Genomic DNA, 21851 nt, shown 5'->3' on the forward strand with positions numbered 1-21851 from the left:
CAATTACGGCAATGCCGCACGCGGCCGTCAGCGGCCTTGTGCGGCAGTCAATCGGCGGGACCACCTCAGACGAGGCCATGCCGCAGCAAAATCCATAACAATCGCGGCCGCGGCACGCGCACCCGCGCACGCGGAGCAGCCCAGCCGCGTGCCAGCAAACCCTGCAGGATCACGTGGTAGACCTCGCCCATGATGCGCGGCGAACGGACCGTGCGGCGCGGCGCCGCGTTCATGATGGCGAATGCCTGGTCGTAGTACGCCTGCGCCTGCTGCGCGACGTCCAGGCACGCGCGGCCAACGGCGGGATGCCCGACGATGGCATGCGGCGCGCCGATCGGCACGCCCGCGCCCAGCAGCGCTTCGGCCGGCAGGTACACACGGCCCAGCTCCGCGTCTTCGTCGATATCGCGCAGGATATTGGTCAATTGCAACGCGCGGCCAAGGTGATGCGCCAGCGCTACGCCGGCATCGCGCTCCATACCGAACACACGCACGGCAAGGCGCCCCACCGCACTGGCCACGCGGTCGCAATAGAGATCCAGCGTAGCGTTGTCGGGGGCGCGGATATCCGCGTGCACGTCCATGGCCATGCCATCGATGACGGCGAGGAAATCCTCCTGCTGCAAGCCGAAGCGCTGAATCTGGGCAGCCAGCCCGCGCAATGCCGCCGGCGGCGTGCCGGCATAGCACGCGGCAAGATCGGCGCGCCAGGCGTCAAGCCCGGCAAGGCGCGTGGCGCGCGGGCCATCGCCATCGGCAATATCGTCCACCGCACGGCAAAAGCCATAGATCTCGAACATCGCCTCGCGTTGCGCGGCGGGCAGGATCTTGAGGGCGGTATGGAATGAGCTGCCGGACGATACGGCATGGCCCGCTTGCGGGACGGTTTGCACTGCGATTTCTGTTCCGGCCACGTAACTCCTCGTCACGCGTTGGACCGCCGTGCTGCTTTGCTGCCTGGGCCTGGCTTGTCGCCACAGCCCGGCACGCAGCGCCAGGCGGCATGTTTGGGGTAGTGGGCGATTATACCAACTCCGGCCATGGGCTCAGGCACCAGCCGAAGAAGGGGGTTGGAGGGGGGTGTGCCGTGCAGGCCACCGCCAGCGCCACCGGGGCTGGCGCTGGCCTGGCGCGCGCGGCACCGCGTTCAGATTGGCTGGCGAGCGCCTATTTAACGCGCTGGCTGGCGCGGCGGCGCTCCATCACGAACCTGCCGCGCCTTGGATCGTAGCGCGCTATTTCGATGTAGTTAGCATCGTTTAGCGGGTTGTTATCGCATTCCATGGCACCCGCGCCACTTGCTGCAACCTGCGCGGCCAGCGCACGCTCGGCCTCGGCGGCGGCACGCATGCGGCGCAGGTCGGCCAGCACAGACGGCGAGATGCGATCGAGCAGACGGCTGGACCTTAGCTTGTTCATGGCGGCCTTCCTCGAAGGGATGGCGCCAGTGTAGGCCCGTGGTACGGCCGTTTAATGTGCCCTGGACCACGCACCGGAGCATTTTTTGCGCCGTGGCTGGCGCGCGAGCCACTCCGGTGCCGCCAGCCGGCAGGCAGGAAACGTGCTCAGAACCCCAGCGGATAGCCGTCCTTGCGGTGGTCCGAAGCCGCCGCGTAGCCATCCTCCATGCGCATCGCGATCTGCGCGCCGCCGAATTCCAGGTTACCCTGCGGCGCCACGTCCACCTTGTGGCCGCGCGCGCGCAAGCCTTCCACGGTGGCGGCGGGGCAATTCCACTCCACCGCGATGGTGGCGTTGTCGTCCAGCACGCGCCAGCGAGGCGCATCGCACGCGGCTTGCGGGTTCTGTCCGAAATCCGCAAGCCGGCTGGCCATTTGCAGGTGGCCTTGCGCCTGCATCGAGCCGCCCATCACGCCGAAGCTGGCCAGCGGCGCGCCCTTGCGCATCAGGAAGCCAGGGATGATGGTGTGGAACGGCCGCTTGCCAGGGCTCACCTGGTTGGGGTGGCCCGGCTTGAGATTGAAGCCCCAGCCACGGTTATGCAGCGCAATGCCGGTGCCGGGCACGACCACGCCGGAGCCGAAGCCTTTGAAGTTGGACTGGATGTACGACACCATCATGCCGCTCTTGTCCGCCGTGGTCAGGTACACGGTGCCGCCGCTGTGGGGCTTGCCCGGGCCGGCTGCCGCCGCGCGCTCCGGGTCGATGGCCTTGGCGCGGCTGGCCAGGTAGGCGCGATCGAGCAGGTGGGCGGCCTGCACCTCGGTCATTGCCGTAGGGTCGCCCACATACGCGTGCAGATCGGCAAACGCCAGCTTCATGGCTTCCACCTGCACATGGATAGCGGCGGCGGAGTCCACGCCCATTGCCGCGACATCGAAATGCTCCAGCATGCCCAGCGCCATCAGCGCGCCGATGCCCTGCCCGTTCGGGCCGATCTCGAACAACTCCAGGTCGCGATAGGACATGCTGATCGGCTGGACCCAGTCAGCGCGATGGGCGGCCAGGTCGGCCTCGGTGATCAGCCCGCCAGTGGCGCGCGCATGCGCGGCGATACGGCCGGCCAGCTCACCGTGATAGAAATCGTCGCCCTTGGTCTGGGCGATGCGCGCCAGCGTCTGCGCCTGGCCCGCGCAGATGAAGCGCTCGCCCGGCAGCGGCGCGCGCCCGTTCGGCGCGAAGGCGTCGGCAAAGCCCGGCTTGTCGATCAGCACGGGCACCTGCGCCTGCCACTGGCGGTGCACGGTGTGTGAGACCAGGAACCCGTTGCGCGCGTATTCCAGCGCGGGCTCGAAGAGCTCGGCAAACGGCAGGCTGCCGAACTTTTCCCAGGTGGCGCGCCAGCCGGAAACGGCGCCAGGCACGGTCACGGTGTCCCAGCCGTTGACCGGCATGCTGCCGTAGCGCGAGAAATACTCGGGCGTCCACGCCGCCGGCGCCCGTCCACTGGCGTTCAAGCCATGCAGCTCCTTGCCATCCCAGATCAGCGCAAAGGCATCGCCGCCGATCCCGTTCATACACGGCTCGACCACGGTCAGCGCGATCGCCGTGGCCAGCGCCGCGTCCACGGCGTTGCCGCCGCGGGCCAGCATGCGTAGGCCTGCCGCGGCCGCCAGCGGCTGCGAGGTGGCCACCACGTTGTCGGCCAGCACGGGCACGCGTTGCGAAGGATAGGGGAAATTCCAGAAATTGGTCATGGCTTTGCGAGGCTCCGAGGGTTGGGGGTTCTGGCCAGCGGCTTGCACGGCAGCGCCGGCCAGATGCGTTTGTGCTTTGTTCTTGCGCGGCGGCTACTCGATCTTGACGTTGGCCGCGCGCGCCACCTTCTCCCACGCGCGCATCTCGTCGCCGATCATGCGGCCAAACGGCTCGGGCGCGGTGTACTTGATCTGCACGCCCTGTGCTTCCATGGCCGCAGCCAGCTCCGGCGCGGCCAGCACTTCTTTCATCGCGGCGGAAAGTTGCTTGAGCACCTGGGGCGGCGTGCCCTTGGGCGCAACCAGGCCGAACAGGTTGTCGGCACGGAAGTCTCGGATGCCGGCCTCGGTCACCGTCTGGGCATCGGGCAAGGAGCTCAGACGATGCTCGGACGCCACCGCCAGCAACCGCAGCTTGCCGGATTTCACGTGCGGCAGGGCCGAGGGAATGCTGTCGAACATCATGCTCGCCCGGCCTGCCATCAGGTCCGGCAGCGCGAAGGCGCTGCCCTTGTACGGCACGTGCACCACGTCCACGCCGGTACGCAGCTTGAACAGCTCCGACTCCAGGTGCGACAACGTGCCGGAGCCCTGCGAGGCAAAGTTGTACTTGCCGGGAGACGCCTTGAGCAGGCTGACCAGCTCAGGCACCGAATGCGCCGGCAACGAGGCCGGCACCACCAGGATATGCGGCACGGTGCCGATGCCGGCAATGGGCACGAAATCGCGGGCGAGGCTGGCGGGCTGGTTGCTATACGTCGCAGCCGCGATGGCGGCATTGCTGACAGCGGCCAGGTAGAGCGTATAGCCATCGGGCGCGGCCTTGGCCGCGAAGCTCATGCCGATAGCCCCGCCAGCGCCGGGGCGGTTGTCCACCACCACCGGTTGCTTGAGCACGGTGGACAGGCGCTGGCCCACCGCGCGCGCCAGCACATCGGTGGCGCCGGACGGCGGGAAGGACAGCACCAGCTGGACCGCGTGGTCCGGGTAGTCCGCTGCGGCGGCTGGCGTGGCGGTGGCAGCGGCGCCCGCGGCCAGCGCCAGCAGCAGGCCAGCTTGTGCCCGCTTGCCCCCACGGAAGAGACGGGCTGGCCCCTGCAACGTGCGGGTACGGTAAAGCGACTGGATAAACATGATCAGGGTAGCTCCGGATAGCGTCGAAGACGTTAACTGCCGAGGTAGAGTCGGAACGGTCCGGGGCGCAGCCGCTTTGGCTGCCGGCTTGTTTGCGCGCCCCTGTCATGCTGGATCTGGCTTCGCCTTGGGGCGAGATTGACTGACGGGAAGCGCAGATTTTAGGCCCGCCCGGCGGCCACCGGAATGCGGATCGGCCATAGAGCTATGCGAAAATGGAATACGCATTGCGGCCACGGCCTGGCGCCCTTGGCAGGCCAAGCCGGCGGCAGGCTTTCCCTCACCGTTCCGACGCTTCCGAAGGCACATCCCATGCAGCTGAAATGGATCGACGACCTGCTGGTCCTGGAGAAGACGCGCAGCTTCTCGCGCGCCGCCGAGTTGCGGCATATCACGCAGTCGGCACTGTCACGGCGCATCCGCTCGCTGGAGGACTGGGCCGGCGCGGTGCTGGTCGACCGCAACACCTTCCCCATGGACCTGACCCCGGCCGGCAAAACCTTCTGCACCAGCGGGCGCGAGGCACTCACGCTGCTGATGGAGGCACGTGCCACGCTGCGCCAGGAAAGCCGCATGCCGGGCAAGGCCATCCAGATCGCCGCCGGGCATACCTTGTCGCTGACCTTCCTGCCGGGCTGGCTCAAGGCATGCCAGAAGCGCTACGGCCAGTTCAATGCCCGGGTCGTGGCCGCCAACGTGCTCGAAGCCGTGGTGGCGCTGTCGGAAGGCAACTGCGACCTGATGCTGGGCTACAACCATGCGCGGGTGCCGGTCTCGCTGGATCCGGACAAGTTCCGCAGCCTCACGGTCGGGCACGACGTGCTGATGCCGCTGTGCGCGCCCAATGCGCGCGGCGCCCCGCTGTTCCCGCTAGGCAGCAGTGGCGCCAAACCGATTCCCTACCTGGCCTATACGGCCAGCACCACGCTTGGGCGCATCGTCGAGGTGATCCTCGAAGACGCGCCGCCACGCCGTGCGCTGGCGCGTTGCTATGAGGCCGACATGGCAATCCTGTTGATGAAGATGGCCGGCGAAGGCCACGGCGTGGCCTGGCTGCCGCGCACCACCGCGGCCGATGCGCTCGCGGCGGGCACGCTGGTGCCGGCAGGAGACGCCGCGTGGTGCTCGGCATTCGATATCTGTGCGTATCGCGCCGCCCATGCCAGCAACCCTACCCTGCTGGAACTCTGGGAGGTGCTGGAGCGGCAAGCGCAATAACACTCATCGCTGCACCGCTCGCACCGCCGCGTCACCTATGCTGTATAGGTTTGAAAACTGCTGCGGGAGCACTGACACCATGGGCCTTCTTGGCATCCTGCTGGCCCTTGGCCTGCTGATCTGGCTGGCCTACCGGGGCTGGAGCATCCTGCTGGTGGCGCCGGCGGCGTCGCTGCTGGCCGCGGCCACGGCCGGCGAGCCCCTGCTGGCGCACTGGACCCAGACCTTCATGGGTAGCGCCGCGGGCTTCCTTGCCCAATTCTTCCCGTTGTTCCTGCTTGGCGCGCTGTTCGGCAAACTGATGGATGACAGCGGCTGCGTCAATGCCATCGCCGCATGGATGACGCTCACGCTCGGGCCACGGCGCGCCATCCTGGCGGTGGTGCTGGCCGGCGCGTTGGTCACCTACGGCGGCGTCAGCCTGTTCGTGGCCTTCTTCGTGCTAGCGCCGATGGCGCAAGCGCTGTTCGCCGCCGCGCAGATCCCGCGCCGGCTGATGCCGGCTGCGATTGCGCTGGGCACCTCCACCTTCACCATGTCCGCCCTGCCCGGCACGCCGGCCATCCAGAACGCGATCCCGATGCCGTTCTTCGGCACCACGCCGTTTGCCGCGCCGGGCCTGGGCGTGCTGGCGTCCGCCATCATGCTGGCCTTCGGCCTGTGGTGGCTCGCGCGCATGGAGCGCGGCGCGCGCCGCGCGGGCGAAGGCTTTGGCGACGAGGCGCTGGAATCCGCCGACCGTGCCGCTGGCGATGAACTGGTACGCGAGCGCGCCACGGTGGCCAATGCGTTCGATCCCGCCGAAGCGCGCCACGGCGCGCGCAGCGCCGAATGGCCGGCAGTGTGGAGCGCGTTCCTGCCCTTGGTGATGGTGGTGGCCGTGAACCTGGCGATGAGCTTGCTGGTGTTGCCCCGCTGGGACGCGAGCTACCTGGCGAACGAGCGCTGGGGCGGCACCAGCCTGGCGGCGCTGGGGGGCGTATGGGCGGTGCTGGTGGCGCTGGCAGCGGCCATCCTCTGCCTGCTGGCATTGCACCGCAAGCGCCTGGGCAAGCTGCGCGAGAGCATGGACGCGGGCGCCAATGCCGCCGTGCTGCCGGCAATCAGCGTGGCCAGCCTGGTGGGCTTTGGCTCGGTCGTGGCTGCCCTGCCGGCCTTTGAACTGGTGCGCGAATGGGTGTTATCGATCGCGGGCGGTCCACTGGTATCGCTGGCGGTGGCCACCAATGTGCTCGCCGCGCTGACTGGCTCGGCTTCGGGCGGGCTGACCATCGCCCTGCAGGCGCTGGGCGGCACTTACCTGCAGCTATCTGAGGTGACAGGCATCGACCCGGCCCTGATGCACAGGGTCGCCGTGATTGGCGCTGGCACACTGGACAGCCTGCCGCACAACGGCGCGGTGGTGACGCTGCTGGCGGTTTGCGGCACCACGCATCGCGAAAGCTATCGCGATATCGTGGTGGTTGGCGTCATCGGCCCGATCGCGGCGCTGGCGGCGGTCATCGCGCTCGGCGGCGCCTTCGGTTCGTTCTAGGCAGCTTCCGGGTAAAACGCGGCGCGGCGCTCAGGTGGTGGCCGCACGCGCGTAGCGCTGGCGCGGCACGGGCAGCGCCTTCAACTGCTCGCGGCGGATCCTGATGGCTTCCTCGTTGCCGCGCTTGATGGCGGCGCGCAGGTTCAGCACTGCCTTGCGGTACTTCTTCTTTTTTCTGACGCTGGTGGTAATGGCCATGGCGATCCGTTTCCTTCTCTCCAGGTGAGTTCCCGGGCGCGCGCCGCGCGCCGCGCGCCCGGCCGAACTGCTAGTGGAAACCGTTTCCCCCGGATCGTCAAGACGCGGCGCCGCGTGGCTGGGCCATGCGTAAAGATCCGAATACCGCGCACGAGAATTTTCAGATCGGGGCGCGTTGCCCCGCCAGCGGGCGCGCCCCCTGCCTCAGCTACCTCAGGTGCCGGAAGCGACAGTCACGAACACGGGGTTCGAATAGAACCACAGGTCGTTGTAGTTGCGCGCGTTGATGGCGTTGAAGCGCGGCGTGTTCTCCGTCAGGTCCGTCTTCAGGTCGGGCAGCGGGTTGCCGTTGGCGGTCTCGCCCGGCACGTTCATGCCAAGATTGGTGCCGCGCAGCCGGAAGTACTGGCTCTTGGCCGCGTTGAAGGTGTAGGTCACCGTGTTGTAGCCGTCCTTGTCCAGCTTCCAGTCGGCCTTGGTGAAGGTGGCGATGACCTTGGTGGAGTCATTGGTGTCCTTGCTGTAGCCAGGCGTGCCGGGCAAGGCGCGCGGCGTGACGTCGCCGGCGATCAGGTCGATGTGGTCCACCGTGGGCTTGACGTTGACGTTGGCGCCGCTGTCCAGCGGGTACTCGAAGTTGTTGCGCTCCGGGCTCTTGAAGCGGATGGTCACCGTCACGCTGTCGCCGGCACGGGCCTTGAGCTCACCGCCCATCTCGCGTTTGGTGCCGCTCGCGGCCACGTTGAAGTCCAGCGCGTTGATGAGATCGCCGAACACCGAGAACGCCTTGCCGGCGCGTAATCCATCCACCACTGACTTGATGCCGGTCCCCTCCAGCCAGACGTAATTGCGGGCGTACTCGCCGGGGAAGTAGCCGCTGCTGAAAAGCCCGCCGGCGGTCTTGAAATGGTGGTCCGAATTCGCGATGTTCCAGAAGCGGCGGCCGTCGCCCAGCAGCGCGTCCCAGATCCCGCCGACCTGCGCGACCACGTAGTCCACGCCGCCGTAGGTGCGCGACTTGAGGTTCGCATCAACATAGCTGCTGTTATAGCCGCCGCGGTCGGGCTCCATCTGATTGCCGACCATGCCTTCCACCGCGAACGCGATGTTCGGCGCGAGGTCATTGAATTCGCGGTAGTCGGCGGCCGTGTACTTGCCTGGATTGCGCGACGGATGGTTGATCAGCGCGTAGCTGGTATCGGGGAAGTTGGTCTTGAGCCAGGTGAACGCCTGCACCGCATCGGCGTGGCTGGAGGCGGCGGTGCGCGGCGCCTTGGCGTTCCAGGCCGCCACGTCCGCCGGATCGAACATGGTGTCGGGGCGGCTGGTGAAGAAATACTCGAATTCGTTGGCGCCCTTGACCGCCGTTGCGAGTGCGGGCGAACCGCTGAAGATGCCCACGTTGACGTGATCGTGGGTGGGCATGTCCCACTCGAAGGTCGAGAAGATCAACTTGCCGGGGTAGCGGCCATCGGCCTGCAGTTGCTTGACGGCCGGGACTTCGTAGTTAGCCAGGCCCTTCGAGAATGGGATCGAGCCGCCTGGGATTGCCGTGCCCGTATTATCGCGATCCGACACGCGCAGGTGGTTCGACAAGGCCATCCAGTCGAGGTTGTTAGCAGTGAAGGCCTGGTCGAGCACCGTGGTGAGCGGGCTCTGCGCGTCGTTCGATTCGATGGTGTGGACGTGCAGGTCGCCGGTGGTCCACTTGCCGGTGACTTCGGCAACCGGCGGCGGCGTAACGGGCGTGACGGGCGTGCTCGGTGCGGCCGGCGCGGTGTTGGCGGATTGCTCGCCGTTGCCGTTGCAACCGTAGAAGCCGCCGGCGATGCACAAGGAGGCCGCTAGGCCGAGGATGGATCTGGTGTGGCGCATTGGATTCGATTTCCCTGATGACTCTGTTTTGTATTGACCCGGCTGGTCCGCGCGTCTTTCGTCCGGGCGCGCTGGCAAGGCTCTTGTGGGCGCAGATAGTGATTGGCGTTCGTGACACAGAGGTGACGCAAAGACGACAAATCCAGCATTTGGGTAAATCGATACACTCAATTGGGAAAATCCGTATCACTGACACGACATTCTGACTTACAGAACGATCAATCGCATGCGCGAGGCCTCGCTTAATGCGCGCGTCATGCAAATCGGCTAGAGCGGAGAGAAGAAAGCGCCACTGCAGCGAAAGGCGATGGCCGATGCGGCAAGCACTATAGTGAAGACTGTTTCCACGCCGCCAGAAGGATGCCGCATGAACGCCAGCCTCTATCGCACCACCGCCGTGAAAATCCTGATCGCCGCGCTGCTACCGGTGGCAGCCGCGCATGCGCAGCTCGGGGACCTGCTCAAAGGCGCCACGCAGGGCGGCACCGAGAGTTCGTCCGGTGGCCTGAGCGGCCTGGGCAGCAGCCTGGGCGGGATGAGTGGAATGCCCTCGCTGCAATCGCTGAGTTCGGGCAGCACCGGCAATGTCGCCGGGATCCTGGAGTACTGCGTGAAGAACAACTACCTTGGCGGCGCCAGCGGCGCCGCCTCGGTCAAAGACAAGCTGCTGGGCAAGGTCGGCGGCGACTCTCCCACATCCGACGCCGGCTACACCAGCGGCGCCAAGGGCATCCTGAGCAGCAGCGATGGCAAGCAGTTCGACCTGAGCGGCGGCGGCCTCAAGGACCAGGTCACCAAGCAGGTCTGCGACAAGATCCTCGCGCAGGGCAAATCGCTGCTGTAGGGCCAGGCACGCTGAGCGCCCGGTCAGCGCTCAGTGCTCAGGCGGCCGACAGGCGGAAGGCCGACACGGCATGGTGCAGCGCGCCGGCCTGGTCTTCCAGCGACGTGGCGGCCGCGCTCGCCTGCTCCACCAGCGCCGCGTTCTGCTGCGTCATCTGGTCCATCTGCGCGACCGCGCGATTGACCTCCTCGATGCCGGTGCGCTGCTCCGCGGTGGCCGAGGCGATGCCATCCATGATCGACGTCACGCGGCCGACCGCGTTGACGATCTCGGCCATGGTCTGCCCGGCCTGCTCCACCAGTGCCGAGCCGCTGTCGACCTGGCCCACCGACTCCACGATCAGCGTCTTGATTTCCTTGGCCGCGCCCGCGCTGCGCTGCGCCAGGTTGCGCACCTCCCCAGCCACCACCGCAAACCCGCGTCCTTGCTCGCCGGCGCGCGCGGCTTCCACCGCGGCGTTGAGCGCCAGGATATTGGTCTGGAAAGCGATGCCGTCGATCACGCCGATGATGTCGTTGATCTTGCGCGAGCTGGCGGTGATGCCGCGCATCTTGTCCACCACCTGGCTGACCACGCTGCCGCCCTGCTTCGCGATCTGCGAGGCGTCAGCCACATACTGGCTGGCCTCCTTGGCGTTGTCGGCGTTCTGGCGCACCGTCGCGGTGATCTGCTCCATGCTGGCGGCGGTCTGCTGCAGCGAGGCCGCCTGCTGCTCGGTGCGGCTCGACAGGTCGCTATTGCCCGAGGCGATCTCCTGGGCCGCCGAGGTGATGGAATCGGCCGATTGCTGGATGCCCGCCACCGTGCCGGCGAGCTGGTCGCGCATATGGCCGATGGCGTACATCAGGCTGGAGCGGTCGTCCGGGTGGGTTTCGACGCGCGCCGTGAGGTCGCCGCTGGCCATGCGCAAGGCAAGGGCCGCAGCGGTAGCGGGCTCGCCGCCCACCGAGCTCTGGATGCTGCGGATCAGCAGCGTGGCCACCGCGGAAATCACGATGCCCAGCAGCACCAGCAGCCCCAGCGATTGATACAGCGAGGCGCGGAACTGCGCTTGCACGTCATCCATATACGTGCCGGCGACCAGGTCCCAGCCCCACGGCTTGAAGCGCGCCACGTAGCCGATCTTGGGGCTCGGCTGGTCGCTGCCCGGCTTGGGCCACCAGTAGTCCAGGTGGCCAGCGCCTTCGGCCGACGCGCCGCGGGCCGCGATATCGGCATACAAGGCGTTGCCCTTGGCGTCCTTGAAGTCGCTCATGTTCTTGCCGTTGAGCTTGGCGTTGATGGGATGCATCAACAGCACGGAATCCGCGCCGACGATGGTGATGTAGCCATCCTTGCCATAACGCTGCGCGGCAACGCGGGCCGTGGCCTGGGCCTTGGCATCGGCCTCGGACATCTTGCCCTGGCGCGCCTGCTCGGCATAGTCGCGCACCAGCGAGAGCGACATGTCGACAATGTTAGCCAGCTCGCCGCGGCGATCGGCCATTTGCAGCTGGCGGGTCTGGAAGGCGTGCATCACGGTCAGCAACAGCAGGCCGAGCCAGGCCAGCACAAGGGGAATCCACAGCTTTTTTCGCAGGGTCAGACGATTCATGGCATTCGCTTCTCGGGGCAATGGCCGGTCATGCAGGAGGCATGCGGCACCTCCGAATATCGGAGCCGGGCTCGCCTTCTTTAGCGAAAGGCGCGACAGGACCGCACGAAAGGCCACGAAGCGCAGAAAATGTCGCATGAAGCACCAAAATGGCGACAGGTTGTGCCAGGCCGAAACGCTCGCGCACCCGCACGGTGCCAAAAAAAACACCTGCCATCCGCCCCCGAAAGCGGCGCAAATACGGCTACAATGCGCCTCGCATTCCACTCGGTAATTGCAATTGACTTGCAATTACCTGGCTAGTGGACTGCCAAGGGTTCGAAGGTGCCTCCGGCGCGCAGCGCGCGGCGGGGGTTAAACGGGAAACAGGTGCGCCGCCGGCCATGCCGCGGCTAATCCTGTGCTGCCCCCGCAACGGTCAGCAGGTACAAAGGTGTCACGCCGCGCCAACAGGCCGCGGCAGCCACTGCGCATCATCGCGCGGGAAGGCGGCACCCCGGACGCGCCCCAGCGGCAGGCGTCCCCCTGCAAGCCCGGATACCGGCCTTCGACCGATCACCGGGGCTGCGGACGGGCGGCCAGGCGTGAGACGGCTGGCCACGCGCCCGGCCGTCACTGCGCGCTCGTCCGCGGCTGGTTCGTTTATTGCCGCCGGGCGGGGTCGCCCCCGCGGCCAATGATGGAAAGTCCATGTCCGCGCGCCCTTGCATTGCCTGTACCGCCTCGCCGGCGGCCGTCACGCCACGCCAACGTCGTCATGCGCCCAAGCCGCCGCGCCAGCTCGCGCATCATTGCGCGCTCGCGCTATCGCTGGGGGCCTTCGCCGGCCTGGGCGCCGATGCCGCCTGGGCGGCGGACGATGCGCAACCTTCAGAGCGGGCGCAATCGCAGCCGTCGCGCGGCGACAGCACGGTGCTACCGCCAGTGGTAGTCAGGAGCGCCTCGCAGCCGGCCGGGCTGGCGCTGTCCGAGCCCACCAGCACCGGCAGCCGCCTTGGCCTGACCCCGCTGGAAACGCCCGCTAGCGTGGAAGTCCTGTCCGGCGACACCATTCGCGAACGCGGCGATTTGTCGGTGCGCGAGGCCGTGACCCGCGCCACCGGCATCACCTCCAATGGCGCGCCCGGCAACGGCGGCACGGCGCTCGCGGCACGCGGCTTTGCAGGACAAGGCTCGGTGATGCAGCTGTACGATGGCACGCGCCTCTACGTGGCCTCCGGCACCGTCACCTTCCCCTTCGATACCTCGTCCGTGGACCGCATCGAAGTGCTGCGCGGCGCGGCCTCGGTCATGGTTGGCGAGGGCGCGATCGGCGGCGTGGTCAACGTGATTCCCAAGAAGCCGATGCGCGCGCCGATCGCCAACGAGCTGCAGCTCACCGGCGGCACGCAAAAAACAGCGCGCGCGGCGTTCGACAGCGGCGGCGCGGTCAACGAGACCCTCTCCTACCGCTTCAACGCCAGCTACGGCCGCTCCGGCGGCTGGGTGGACCGGGGCGACTCGCGCAGCCTGGCGGTGTCGGCCGCGGCGCGGCTGGACGTATCGCCTGAGTTCAACCTGACGCTGTCCTATGACGACGCCGACCAGCACCCGATGCAGTACCTGGGCACGCCGCTGGCGGGCGGCAGCCTGGACACCTCGCTACGCAAGAAGAACTACAACGTTGGCGATGCCGACATCACCTACCGCGACCGCTGGACCCGGCTCGCGGCGCAGTGGCAGCCCAACGAGCGCGTCATGGTGCGCAACCAGTTCTATTACCTCACCAGCCAGCGCCACTGGCGCGACGCCGAGTCCTATACCTTCCTGCCCGCGACGGGCCAGGTGCGCCGCACCGACTATCTGGAGATCCTGCATGACCAGGAACAGGTGGGCGACCGCGCCGACCTGAAGATCGATGGCCAGCTGTTCGGCATGGCCAATACCGCCATGGTGGGGTTCGACGTCAACCGCATCAACTTCACTCACAGCAACAACTCGCCCTATGGCGGCGCGTCCACGGTCAATGCCTACCAGTTCGACCCGGGCCAGTTCTTCAGCCCGCCGGGCATTGTCACGTCGCCGCGCTTTCGCACCCACACCACGCAAGCCGCGCTGTTTGGCGAGGACCGCCTCAAGCTGACCCGGCAATGGTCGGTAATTGGCGGCGTGCGGCTGGACCATGCCCAGCTGGAACGCGGCAACCTGGTCACGGGCGACGACTGGACCCGCAGCTTCAACAACATCACGTGGCGTGCGGGCACGGTCTACGCATTCACGCCAGCCTTGTCGGTGTATGCGCAGTACGCCACCGCCACCGATCCCCTTGGCGCACTGATCTCCACCTCGGACGCACAGAAAGATTTCAAGCTGGCCACCGGGCGGCAGATCGAAGCCGGGGTCAAGCAATCGTTCTGGAACCAGCGCGGCGAGTGGACCTTTGCCGCCTACCAGATCGTCAAGAAGAACCTGCTGACACGCGACGCCAGCAACCCGGCGTTGTCGGTGCAGGTGGGCGAGCAATCCTCGCGCGGGCTGGAGGCCTCGGTCAGCGTGGAACTCATGCGCGGGTTGCGCTTGGATGCCAACGGCACCGTGCTGCGCGCCCGCTACGACGACTTGGCGGAAAGCGTGAACGGCGCGCTGGTCTCGCGCAATGGCAACGTGCCCACCAGCGTTGCGCAGCAGGCGGCCAACCTGTGGCTGACGTGGGCCTTCGCACCGCGGTGGCAGGCAGGCAGCGGCCTGCGCTACGTGGGCAAGCGCTATACCAACAACGCCAATACCACCACCATGCCGTCGTACGCGGTGGTGGATGCCTCGCTGCAATGGCGCGTATCGCGCAAGACGACGCTGACGCTGCGCGTGTACAACCTGTTCAACCGCGACTACGCCGAATCCTCTGGCAACAGCGGCAGCCAGTGGCTGCTGGGCCGGCCGCGCGCGGCCGAGCTGACGGCCAACTTCTACTTCTAGGCCGGCCATGGCAAGCACACCCCTGCCCTGGCGTGAAGCCTGCTGGCGCTTCACGCGCCGCTGGCTCTACCTGGTGCACCGCTGGGCCGGGATCGCGGGCTGCCTGCTGATCGCCATGTGGTTTCTCTCGGGACTGGTCATGATGTACGTGGCCTTTCCCGCGCTGACCGACACCGAGCGCCACGCGGGGCTCCCGCCGCTGGACCTGCCCGGGGTAAGGATCACGCCGGATGCCGCGATGGCCAGCGCGGGCCTCACCCGCTTTCCGCGCAGCCTGCGCCTGGAGATCATGGGCACGCACCCGGTCTACCGGATGATCGACTGGAACGGCAAGCCTTACACCGTCTCCGCCCGCGACGCGGCGCCCATCGAGCAGGTGGATGCCGTTGCCGCGCAAGCCATCGCCCAACGTTTCTCCGGCGCGGCGGGCGCGCGCTGGGTGGAAACCGCGGAGCGCGACCAGTGGACCGTGCCCAACGGGCTCAATCCCTGGCGGCCGCTGCATCGCATTGTGCTGGACGATGCGGCCGGCTCCGAGCTGTATGTGTCTGCCCGGACCGGCGAGGTGATGCGCGACACGAACCGCGCCGAACGGTTCTGGAACTGGCTCGGCTCGGTACCGCACTGGCTGTACTTCACGCCGGTGCGGGCCGACCCGCCGCTATGGCGGCAGGTAGTGCTGTGGACCTCCGGCGCGTGCATTGCCGTGGCCGTCAGCGGCATCTGGATCGGCTGGCTGCGGCTACGCGTGCGCCGCCGGTTTGCGCACGGCAGCGCCGGCGGCACGTCGCCCTATCACGGCTGGATGGCCTGGCACCATATCGCCGGGCTGGCCGCATCGCTGTTCCTCGTGGCGTGGCTGGCCAGCGGCTGGCTATCGGTCAATCCCAATCAGTGGTTTCCCGGGCGCGCGTTTGCGCAGCCAGCGCTGGAACGCTACGCCGGAGAAACCCTGCCGCGCTTTCCCGCCGGCGATGGTGCGGCGCTGGCGAGCCTGCTGTCCGACACCGCGCTGCCTCCAAGGGAGATCAAGCTGGCCTGGCAGGCCGGCGTGCCGGTCATGCTGGTGGCGACCGCGGCCACCACGCACGCCTATCACGCCAACACCGGCGCGCCGCTGGCGCTCTCTGCCCGGACACTGGCCCAGGCAGCCGCGCGGCTGATGCCGGACGCCACCGTGGCCAGCCACGACCTGCTGCACGAGGACGACGCCTACTGGTACAGCCACCACCAGCCGCGCAAGCTGCCGGTGCTGCGCGTGCGCTTTGACGACGACTGCGCCACGTGGGTGTACATCGACCCGGACACCGGCAACCTGCTGGGCCGCAGCGACCGCAGCCGCCGTGCCTACCGATGGCTGTTCCATGCCGCGCACAGCTGGGACTTTGGCTGGCTGGTGCGCCATCGCCCGGCCTGGGATGCAACGGTCTGGTTACTTTCGGTTGCCGGGCTGGTAGTCTCGGTCAGTGGCGTGGTGATTGGCTGGCGCAGGTTGTTTCGCGGGCGCCGCCGGCGGGCTTGAGTCCCGGCCTGGCGTCCATCCATTCAGAATTCCCCATCTTTCACGGACCGCTCATGTTCCGCTTTCTAGCCAGCATCTTCAACGACCAGGACGCCGACGTGCGCCGCAAGGTCATTGCGCTCTACGTCTTCCTGATCGCCGCCAACGTGGGGGCCTGGCTGTGGGCACTGGCAGCGTTGCGCGACCACCCCATGCTGCTGGCGTCCGCCGTGCTGGCCTACACGCTCGGCCTGCGCCACGCCGTTGACGCCGACCATATCGCCGCCATCGACAACGTCACGCGCAAGCTGATGCAGGAAGGCAAGCGCCCGGTGACGGTCGGCTTCTTCTTCTCGCTCGGCCACTCCACCGTGGTCACGCTGATGTCGATCGGCATCGCGGTTGCCGCCGCCGCGCTGCAAACGCGCTTTGCCGACATGAAAGCCGTGGGCGGCATGATCGGCACCAGCGTCTCCGCGCTGTTCCTGTTCCTGCTGGCCTTCTTCAACCTGCTGATCCTGATCTCCGTGTGGCGTGCCTTCCGCGCGGTCAAGCGCGGCGAAGCGCTCAAGGAGCAGGACCTGGACCTGCTGCTGAACAACCGCGGCGTGCTCTCGCGGCCGTTCCGCCCGCTGTTCCGGCTGGCCAGCCGCAGCTGGCACCTGTTCCCGATAGGGCTGCTGTTCGGTCTCGGCTTCGATACCGCCACCGAGGTGGCGCTGTTCGGGCTATCGGCGGCGGAGGCGGCAAAAGGCGTGCCGTTCTGGACCATCATGGTGTTCCCCGCCCTGTTCACCGCCGGCATGTCGCTGGTGGACACCACCGACGGCATCCTGATGCTAGGCGCTTACGGCTGGGCCTTCACCAAGCCGATCCGCAAGCTCTACTACAACATGACCATCACGCTGGTCTCGGTGGTGGTCGCAGTGGTCATCGGCGGCATCGAAGCACTCGGGCTGATCGCCGACAAGCTCGGGCTGGAAGGCGGCCTGTGGGACGTGATCGGGGAGCTGAACGAGCATTTCGGCATGCTCGGCTATGTGATCATCGGCGTGTTCGTGCTGAGCTGGCTGATCTCGATGGTGGTGTACCGGGTCCGGCGTTATGACGAGATCGAGGTGAGGATGGGGTGAAGGTATGGTGGGACGGATAACCGCTTAGCGCTGATATGCGACCGTCATCGACTACAAGCTCAAAAGCGCGGAATCGGAGGATAAGGCGGTCATTTCCATAATCCCAGAATGCGTTTGGGCGGATTCGGGCTGGCCGCCTGCGCCGTGCTGGCGGCCCCAAGAGATCAGGTGCGGTTGCCGCCACCACTGTGCCCGCGCCTGAATAAAGAAGTTGGCGCCCGTGCCGGGTCGTGCGGCGCGGGCTGGAGTGAGTGGCGCGTGGTCATGAGGTTGGATATGCGGACGAGGGACTGGCTCAAACACTGATCCGGGCCGGGATCGGCGCGAGCAACTCGTGCGGTGTGGCAATGCGCTGCGGGGCTTTGTGCACCATGGTGAAGGTGTAGTCGATACCCATGCCATATGTGCCAGAGTGCTCTCTGACGACTTGCATTACGGCGTCGTGCGTCTCGCGGCGGGCCCAGTCGCGTTGCCATTCGAGCAGTACCTGTTGCCAGGTCACCGGCACGACGCCGGCCTGTACCATGCGTTGCATGGCGAAGATGTGATGTGATGTGATGTGATGTGATGTGATGTGATGTGATGTGATGTGATGGATCAACCCTGGAGGGTCGATACCGACGCTGCATCATATCCGAGGGCGGTTCTGATGGTCAGCATGAAGATCGGATCTGCATGTGATTGCTTGTGCAGCGCGAATCCAACCTCGGCAAATGGACTCGTGACGGAGAGATCGGGGTTCGCAGCCTGAAAGGCAAAACACATCAGAAACTCGCAGTCGTGGCGTTGGGCCTCGACACCGAAATTAATCACCCCGAGGTGCCAATCTCCCTCATCCTTGGTTAGAGAAATCAGGAGCTGGCGGGCGCGCGCCTCAAGATACGCGCGATTCTGCACGATGGACGCGGCTTTCGCGATGCCCAGTGAGCTCGGCATGCCATGCAAATCGGCGACGACAACTTCCGTAAGATCCGTGAGCACCGCCATCCATTCGTCGCGCGGCGTAGCACCGAGCCTGTTGATGAGCGAAAACTCACCAGGTGTTGCGAACCCCAATTCGCCGCGCGGCTCCGATGCCGGCATCGGATGCGAACTCGATTTGGTGGCCGCCGGCAGCAGCGCCATGCGCGCCAAAGGATCGTTCAACCGCGAACAATGTTCAATGGCTTCGATCGTCGCCCGCCGAATGCGATCGATGGGCAGGCCATGACTCGGGGCTGCCATTGCGGCGGCTCTGTCCATTCGAGTCGCTTGAGCGTTTCGAGCCAGCAGCGCCCCGACATCCATCCGATAGTGCCGTCCAAACTGTAGATGCTTCTGCCTGAGTCGCGCCGACTGATCCCGAAGCCAAATGTCGCCAAGGTCTGCATAGGCGTCTGGCTGCACTTCATTGATGGGCATGACGGACTCCTTGCTTGAAGACATACCGGGCGGATACCGGGCGCGTGGAACCGAGACATGTCGCGACTGGCTCGCAATGAAGAGTAGGCGGCCGGTCTTGGCCGCGCTCTCCGTTTCTTGCGATTGAATCCAATACGCCTATCTGTTCCGCACGTGCGAAGGCTTGCGCGCCAATGGAATCCACGACACGACACTGGAGCGGCTAGCCACTCTAGTGCGCACCGCTCGCACAGACGATGAGGTACCGTCACTGGCCTAGACGGTACGTCGATCTTCGGATTGGTTTGCGCAGCAAGAATCGGAGTTCTTAACAACGTGGGGATGCCTATTCTCTTGCTCAGGGCATCGAATGGTTACGATGAACCTTCCCGAAACTAACTGTGAGGACCTTTCCAATGAGCAAAGAAGAGCAGAACAAGGCCGTCGTCGGTCGTTGGTTCACGGAATTCTGGGGCAAGAACGTCAATCTGGCGGTGATCGATGAGATTGCCGCCCCGAACATGCTGCTCAAGTATTCGCTGCACGAACCTCGTCGTGGTCGCGAGGATATCAAGGCCTTCATGACCGACTTTCGTGCCGCGTTCCCGGATCTCAACTTCTGGGGCACGGCAGAGCTGATTGCCGAAGGCGACTATGTCGTCGGCCAGTGGGAAGGTGGCGGCACCCACACGGGCCCGGCATTTGATGACTTCCTTAGTGGCGGTCTGCCTGCCGCAACTGGCCGCAAGATGCATTTCACCGGTACTACCGTGCTGAAGGTGATCGGCGGCAGGATCGTGGAAGAACTCGGCCTGGACGACGGTGTGGCTGCGCTGACCCAGCTCGGGCTGATCAAGGAGGCCGCCATTAATGGCGACGGCTGATTTCCAGGAATCAGGAGAAGTGGCGCGACGTGCAGTATGCGCGTCGCGCGACGCCTATTCATTGCGCACCTCATATCCACGTTGCGTGATTCCAGAATGCCTGAGCAGAAACCGAGCGCACCGGATAGGATGAGGTCGCAGATTCCTGGACAGTGAGATCGATCAGTCTTGAGAGAACATCACTGCCATGATTCGAATCGGTTACGCACCCGGTGCCTATGATCTCTTTCACATCGGGCACCTCAATCTTCTGCGACAAGCCAAGGAGCATTGCGACGTTCTCATCGCCGGCGTCGTGGCCGACGAGGTTCTGATTCAGCACAAGGGGGTGAAGCCTGTCATTCCGCTCGCTGAGCGATTGGAGATTGTCCGCAATGTGCGCTATGTCGATGCGGCCAATCCTGCGTTCACCAATGACAAGGTCGAGATCTGGAAGGACCTGCGGTTCAATGTCCTGTTCAAGGGGGATGATTGGCGCGGAACCGAAAAAGGCTATCGGCTCGAACGAAGCTTGGCGGGTCTCGGTGTCGAAGTTTTCTACTTTCCATATGGAAGGCGCACATCGAGCAGTGCGCTTCGCCAGACCCTGCAAAACATCGACGACCTCGCTGTACGAGTGCGCCGATGTGAGCTTGTGATGGACGCTATCTTTGCCATCTGACGGCCGCCCTATCGCGGACACGTAATCTGCCTATGGCCCAGCCCTCACTTCTTGCATCGCGTTTGCGATGCCCTCCATGATGAATAAAATCTCGTGTGCAGAGCCCGTTGCACAGTCGCTGGCTACTTGGGTAGCCGCAGTAAGAGTCGCCTTGCTGCCACAGAACCTCATTGCATCGAGACTCGATGACATGCGGCTGGAAGACCTCGTCCTCGATCTTCTCGACCTCGACGAGAGCGAGGCAGCGCAACTGGAAGCGTTGTCAGGGTCAAAAGTGCCATTCCATCGAAGTCCTGAGAGCTATTGCGAATCGTTGCTGCAGGCAATTCGGCAGCTTCGATTGTTCAAGCTGTTCGCCAGAACGCACGGTGGGGACCATCATCGAAGTGTTTGCCCTGCGGCTTACAACGAACGTACCGGCGGGCACCATCCAGAAGAGATGGCGCGCTGGCGTACCGACTTTCGTGCGATGGCCCCTGAACAGCAGATGATGGCCGCGACCGTCATTTGGCTCTACCGGTCTGGGCCCGATTCGATCTGGCTGCGGCGAGTCCCTAGTACCTGGAAGGCGTCCGAGGCCCTGCACTACATGCAAGACGCAGGATGTCTCACGCTCTGGCTCCAACTCATCGCCAGATACCCCGGCTGGTGAGTCGCGCCGCCAAAGAATTCAACCGCAAAGATCGGAGTTTCTCAGCGGGCGTGAATTTCTACACTTACGACACCCTGAAGCCGATGCGAGCGATTTGCCATGAGAATTCGTTCTTTTCCCACGTTCAAGTACAACTTCCGTGCCCCGGGAACCCGGGTAGAGGGCCCTATTCGATTCGCCGTCGGCCTGACATTGCAGGGTATGGTTCTCGTTGGACGAAGCCAGCTGGAAGTAGCTCAGGATCTCGGCAGGCCGGCAGCCGTTCGCGCCGTGGCGGGTGCCTGCGCCGCAAACGTGTTGGCCATCGTCATTCCCTGCCATCGTGTGGTGCGCAGCGATGGCTCTGTGTCCGGCTATCGCTGGGGTGTCGAGCGCAAGCTTGCCATGTTGGCCGAGGAGCGCGCGCAATGAGGGCCAATGCGGGGCGCTATAGCCCCATGGAACGCTTGACCTACGACTGGATCGACATGGAGCGTTCGCTTGATGCCCATGGAAATGTCGTCTTGCCTGGCCTGCTGGCTGCGGAGCAATGCGATGAGCTCGCGGCGCTGTACTCGAAGGAGGAAGGCTTTCGCGCTCGGATCGTCATGGCTCGCCACGGATTCGGGCGGGGTGAATACAAGTACTTCACATACCCGTTGCCACCGCTGCTCAATTGGCTGCGGCATGCGCTGTATCCCCAACTCGTGCCGATCGCAAATCGCTGGAACCGGCAGTTGGGAATCGACACGCGATACCCGGATGAGCTGGATGTATTCCTCGACCGATGTCACCAGGCCGGGCAGACGCGGCCGACGCCGCTAATCCTCCAGTATGGCGAAGGTGACTACAACTGCCTGCATCAGGATCTCTACGGCGAGCACGTTTTCCCGTTGCAGGTGGCAATTCTCTTGTCGGAACCTGGCAGGGACTTCGCCGGTGGCGAGTTCGTCATGACGGAGTGTTCGACCAAAGGGCAACGCGCCGATGTCGTCGCACTGCGCCAGGGCGATGCAGTGGTATTCACCGTCAACAAGCGGCCAGCGACGGGGTTGCGTGGCATCAAAAACGTGGCGATGCGGCATGGCGTCAGCCGCATCCGCAGCGGCAAGCGGCATACGGTGGGGCTTATCTTCCACGACTCGAGGTGA

The 21851-nt window shown here is 65.5% G+C and carries 19 protein-coding genes, 1 pseudogene and 1 riboswitch; of the genes and pseudogenes, 11 read left to right on the forward strand and 9 right to left on the reverse strand.

The window, feature by feature from the left end; genetic code table 11:
- Positions 1-65: 65 nt before the first annotated feature.
- From hpnD to AC1Q7Q_RS36810, 4 genes are all read right to left on the reverse strand, one after another.
- Complete coding sequence (gene hpnD / locus AC1Q7Q_RS36795; RefSeq protein WP_492373013.1) at positions 66-914, reverse strand: presqualene diphosphate synthase HpnD; 849 nt, start codon at positions 912-914, stop codon at positions 66-68.
- A gap of 253 nt (positions 915-1167) precedes the next feature.
- Positions 1168-1419 carry a hypothetical protein gene (locus AC1Q7Q_RS36800; RefSeq protein WP_492373014.1) on the reverse strand — a complete coding sequence of 84 codons (252 nt, stop codon included), beginning with the start codon at positions 1417-1419 and terminating at the stop codon, positions 1168-1170.
- A 146-nt stretch (positions 1420-1565) separates the two neighbouring features.
- On the reverse strand, positions 1566-3158 hold the full coding sequence (locus tag AC1Q7Q_RS36805; RefSeq protein WP_492373015.1) for a gamma-glutamyltransferase family protein: 1593 nt from the start codon (positions 3156-3158) through the stop codon (positions 1566-1568).
- 93 nt (positions 3159-3251) lie between these two features.
- Entirely contained in the window at positions 3252-4292 is a 1041-nt protein-coding gene (locus AC1Q7Q_RS36810; RefSeq protein ID WP_492373016.1) for a Bug family tripartite tricarboxylate transporter substrate binding protein, read from the reverse strand.
- A gap of 312 nt (positions 4293-4604) precedes the next feature.
- On the opposite strand from AC1Q7Q_RS36810, the gene AC1Q7Q_RS36815 reads away from it, so the two are divergent.
- Both AC1Q7Q_RS36815 and AC1Q7Q_RS36820 read left to right on the forward strand, forming a co-directional pair.
- On the forward strand, positions 4605-5510 hold the full coding sequence (locus tag AC1Q7Q_RS36815) for a LysR substrate-binding domain-containing protein (protein WP_492373017.1): 906 nt from the start codon (positions 4605-4607) through the stop codon (positions 5508-5510).
- A gap of 79 nt (positions 5511-5589) precedes the next feature.
- Positions 5590-7044, forward strand: coding sequence for a GntP family permease (locus tag AC1Q7Q_RS36820; RefSeq protein ID WP_492373018.1), 1455 nt, complete (start codon positions 5590-5592; stop codon positions 7042-7044).
- A 30-nt stretch (positions 7045-7074) separates the two neighbouring features.
- On the opposite strand, the gene AC1Q7Q_RS36825 is transcribed toward AC1Q7Q_RS36820, so the two are convergent.
- Complete coding sequence (locus AC1Q7Q_RS36825) at positions 7075-7242, reverse strand: hypothetical protein (RefSeq protein ID WP_318235508.1); 168 nt, start codon at positions 7240-7242, stop codon at positions 7075-7077.
- Positions 7243-7455: 213 nt separating this feature from the next.
- Complete coding sequence (locus AC1Q7Q_RS36830; RefSeq protein ID WP_492373019.1) at positions 7456-9117, reverse strand: S-layer protein; 1662 nt, start codon at positions 9115-9117, stop codon at positions 7456-7458.
- A 367-nt stretch (positions 9118-9484) separates the two neighbouring features.
- Here AC1Q7Q_RS36830 and AC1Q7Q_RS36835 point away from each other — a divergent pair, with 367 nt between their 5' ends.
- Positions 9485-9961 (forward strand): YjjA family protein, encoded by a 477-nt coding sequence (locus tag AC1Q7Q_RS36835; protein ID WP_174428084.1) that lies wholly within the window; start codon positions 9485-9487, stop codon positions 9959-9961.
- Positions 9962-9998: 37 nt separating this feature from the next.
- Here the strand turns inward: AC1Q7Q_RS36835 and AC1Q7Q_RS36840 are convergent, their stop codons facing one another.
- Positions 9999-11555: a methyl-accepting chemotaxis protein gene (locus tag AC1Q7Q_RS36840; protein WP_492373020.1), complete on the reverse strand. Its 1557-nt coding sequence runs from the start codon at positions 11553-11555 to the stop codon at positions 9999-10001.
- Positions 11556-11860: 305 nt separating this feature from the next.
- A riboswitch (cobalamin riboswitch) is annotated at positions 11861-12118 on the forward strand.
- Positions 12119-12245: 127 nt separating this feature from the next.
- Between AC1Q7Q_RS36840 and AC1Q7Q_RS36845 the strand changes: the two genes are divergently transcribed.
- The 3 genes from AC1Q7Q_RS36845 to AC1Q7Q_RS36855 are packed head-to-tail and all read left to right on the forward strand — an operon-like array spanning position 12246 to position 17144.
- Positions 12246-14510 (forward strand): TonB-dependent receptor, encoded by a 2265-nt coding sequence (locus tag AC1Q7Q_RS36845; RefSeq protein ID WP_492373021.1) that lies wholly within the window; start codon positions 12246-12248, stop codon positions 14508-14510.
- A 7-nt stretch (positions 14511-14517) separates the two neighbouring features.
- Positions 14518-16032 (forward strand): PepSY domain-containing protein, encoded by a 1515-nt coding sequence (locus AC1Q7Q_RS36850; protein WP_492373022.1) that lies wholly within the window; start codon positions 14518-14520, stop codon positions 16030-16032.
- 53 nt (positions 16033-16085) lie between these two features.
- A complete protein-coding gene (locus tag AC1Q7Q_RS36855; RefSeq protein WP_492373023.1) occupies positions 16086-17144 on the forward strand; it encodes a HoxN/HupN/NixA family nickel/cobalt transporter in 1059 nt (352 codons plus the stop codon).
- 295 nt (positions 17145-17439) lie between these two features.
- Here AC1Q7Q_RS36855 and AC1Q7Q_RS36860 read toward each other — a convergent pair.
- Positions 17440-17691, reverse strand: a pseudogene (locus AC1Q7Q_RS36860) (hydrolase); the annotation flags it as partial.
- Between the two features lie 50 nt (positions 17692-17741).
- Positions 17742-18545 (reverse strand): hypothetical protein, encoded by an 804-nt coding sequence (locus tag AC1Q7Q_RS36865; RefSeq protein ID WP_492373024.1) that lies wholly within the window; start codon positions 18543-18545, stop codon positions 17742-17744.
- Between the two features lie 395 nt (positions 18546-18940).
- On the opposite strand from AC1Q7Q_RS36865, the gene AC1Q7Q_RS36870 reads away from it, so the two are divergent.
- The 5 genes from AC1Q7Q_RS36870 to AC1Q7Q_RS36890 all read left to right on the forward strand — a co-directional run bounded on the left by AC1Q7Q_RS36870 (position 18941) and on the right by AC1Q7Q_RS36890 (position 21851).
- On the forward strand, positions 18941-19408 hold the full coding sequence (locus AC1Q7Q_RS36870; protein ID WP_492373025.1) for an ester cyclase: 468 nt from the start codon (positions 18941-18943) through the stop codon (positions 19406-19408).
- A gap of 187 nt (positions 19409-19595) precedes the next feature.
- On the forward strand, positions 19596-20069 hold the full coding sequence (locus tag AC1Q7Q_RS36875) for an FAD synthase family protein (protein WP_492373026.1): 474 nt from the start codon (positions 19596-19598) through the stop codon (positions 20067-20069).
- A 76-nt stretch (positions 20070-20145) separates the two neighbouring features.
- On the forward strand, positions 20146-20721 hold the full coding sequence (locus tag AC1Q7Q_RS36880; protein WP_492373027.1) for a hypothetical protein: 576 nt from the start codon (positions 20146-20148) through the stop codon (positions 20719-20721).
- Positions 20722-20820: 99 nt separating this feature from the next.
- Entirely contained in the window at positions 20821-21132 is a 312-nt protein-coding gene (locus AC1Q7Q_RS36885; RefSeq protein ID WP_492373028.1) for a methylated-DNA--[protein]-cysteine S-methyltransferase, read from the forward strand.
- Positions 21133-21158: 26 nt separating this feature from the next.
- Positions 21159-21851, forward strand: coding sequence for a 2OG-Fe(II) oxygenase (locus AC1Q7Q_RS36890; protein WP_492373029.1), 693 nt, complete (start codon positions 21159-21161; stop codon positions 21849-21851).

The sequence above is a fragment of the Cupriavidus sp. GW823-FHT07A04 genome, from assembly GCF_058794615.1.

Excerpts from the sequence above, each read along its gene's own strand:
- AC1Q7Q_RS36870 (WP_492373025.1), top strand. The coding sequence starts at position 18,941 with ATGAGCAAAGAAGAGCAGAACAAGGCCGTCGTCGGTCGTTGGTTCACG.
- AC1Q7Q_RS36815 (WP_492373017.1), top strand. The coding sequence starts at position 4,605 with ATGCAGCTGAAATGGATCGACGACCTGCTGGTCCTGGAGAAGACGCGC.
- AC1Q7Q_RS36845 (WP_492373021.1), top strand. The coding sequence starts at position 12,246 with ATGTCCGCGCGCCCTTGCATTGCCTGTACCGCCTCGCCGGCGGCCGTC.
- AC1Q7Q_RS36875 (WP_492373026.1), top strand. The coding sequence starts at position 19,596 with ATGATTCGAATCGGTTACGCACCCGGTGCCTATGATCTCTTTCACATC.
- AC1Q7Q_RS36830 (WP_492373019.1), bottom strand. The coding sequence starts at position 9,117 with ATGCGCCACACCAGATCCATCCTCGGCCTAGCGGCCTCCTTGTGCATC.
- AC1Q7Q_RS36890 (WP_492373029.1), top strand. The coding sequence starts at position 21,159 with ATGGAACGCTTGACCTACGACTGGATCGACATGGAGCGTTCGCTTGAT.
- AC1Q7Q_RS36800 (WP_492373014.1), bottom strand. The coding sequence starts at position 1,419 with ATGAACAAGCTAAGGTCCAGCCGTCTGCTCGATCGCATCTCGCCGTCT.
- AC1Q7Q_RS36855 (WP_492373023.1), top strand. The coding sequence starts at position 16,086 with ATGTTCCGCTTTCTAGCCAGCATCTTCAACGACCAGGACGCCGACGTG.
- AC1Q7Q_RS36865 (WP_492373024.1), bottom strand. The coding sequence starts at position 18,545 with ATGCCCATCAATGAAGTGCAGCCAGACGCCTATGCAGACCTTGGCGAC.
- AC1Q7Q_RS36850 (WP_492373022.1), top strand. The coding sequence starts at position 14,518 with ATGGCAAGCACACCCCTGCCCTGGCGTGAAGCCTGCTGGCGCTTCACG.
- AC1Q7Q_RS36825 (WP_318235508.1), bottom strand. The coding sequence starts at position 7,242 with ATGGCCATTACCACCAGCGTCAGAAAAAAGAAGAAGTACCGCAAGGCA.
- AC1Q7Q_RS36810 (WP_492373016.1), bottom strand. The coding sequence starts at position 4,292 with ATGTTTATCCAGTCGCTTTACCGTACCCGCACGTTGCAGGGGCCAGCC.
- AC1Q7Q_RS36885 (WP_492373028.1), top strand. The coding sequence starts at position 20,821 with ATGAGAATTCGTTCTTTTCCCACGTTCAAGTACAACTTCCGTGCCCCG.
- AC1Q7Q_RS36820 (WP_492373018.1), top strand. The coding sequence starts at position 5,590 with ATGGGCCTTCTTGGCATCCTGCTGGCCCTTGGCCTGCTGATCTGGCTG.
- AC1Q7Q_RS36840 (WP_492373020.1), bottom strand. The coding sequence starts at position 11,555 with ATGAATCGTCTGACCCTGCGAAAAAAGCTGTGGATTCCCCTTGTGCTG.
- AC1Q7Q_RS36880 (WP_492373027.1), top strand. The coding sequence starts at position 20,146 with ATGATGAATAAAATCTCGTGTGCAGAGCCCGTTGCACAGTCGCTGGCT.
- AC1Q7Q_RS36835 (WP_174428084.1), top strand. The coding sequence starts at position 9,485 with ATGAACGCCAGCCTCTATCGCACCACCGCCGTGAAAATCCTGATCGCC.
- AC1Q7Q_RS36805 (WP_492373015.1), bottom strand. The coding sequence starts at position 3,158 with ATGACCAATTTCTGGAATTTCCCCTATCCTTCGCAACGCGTGCCCGTG.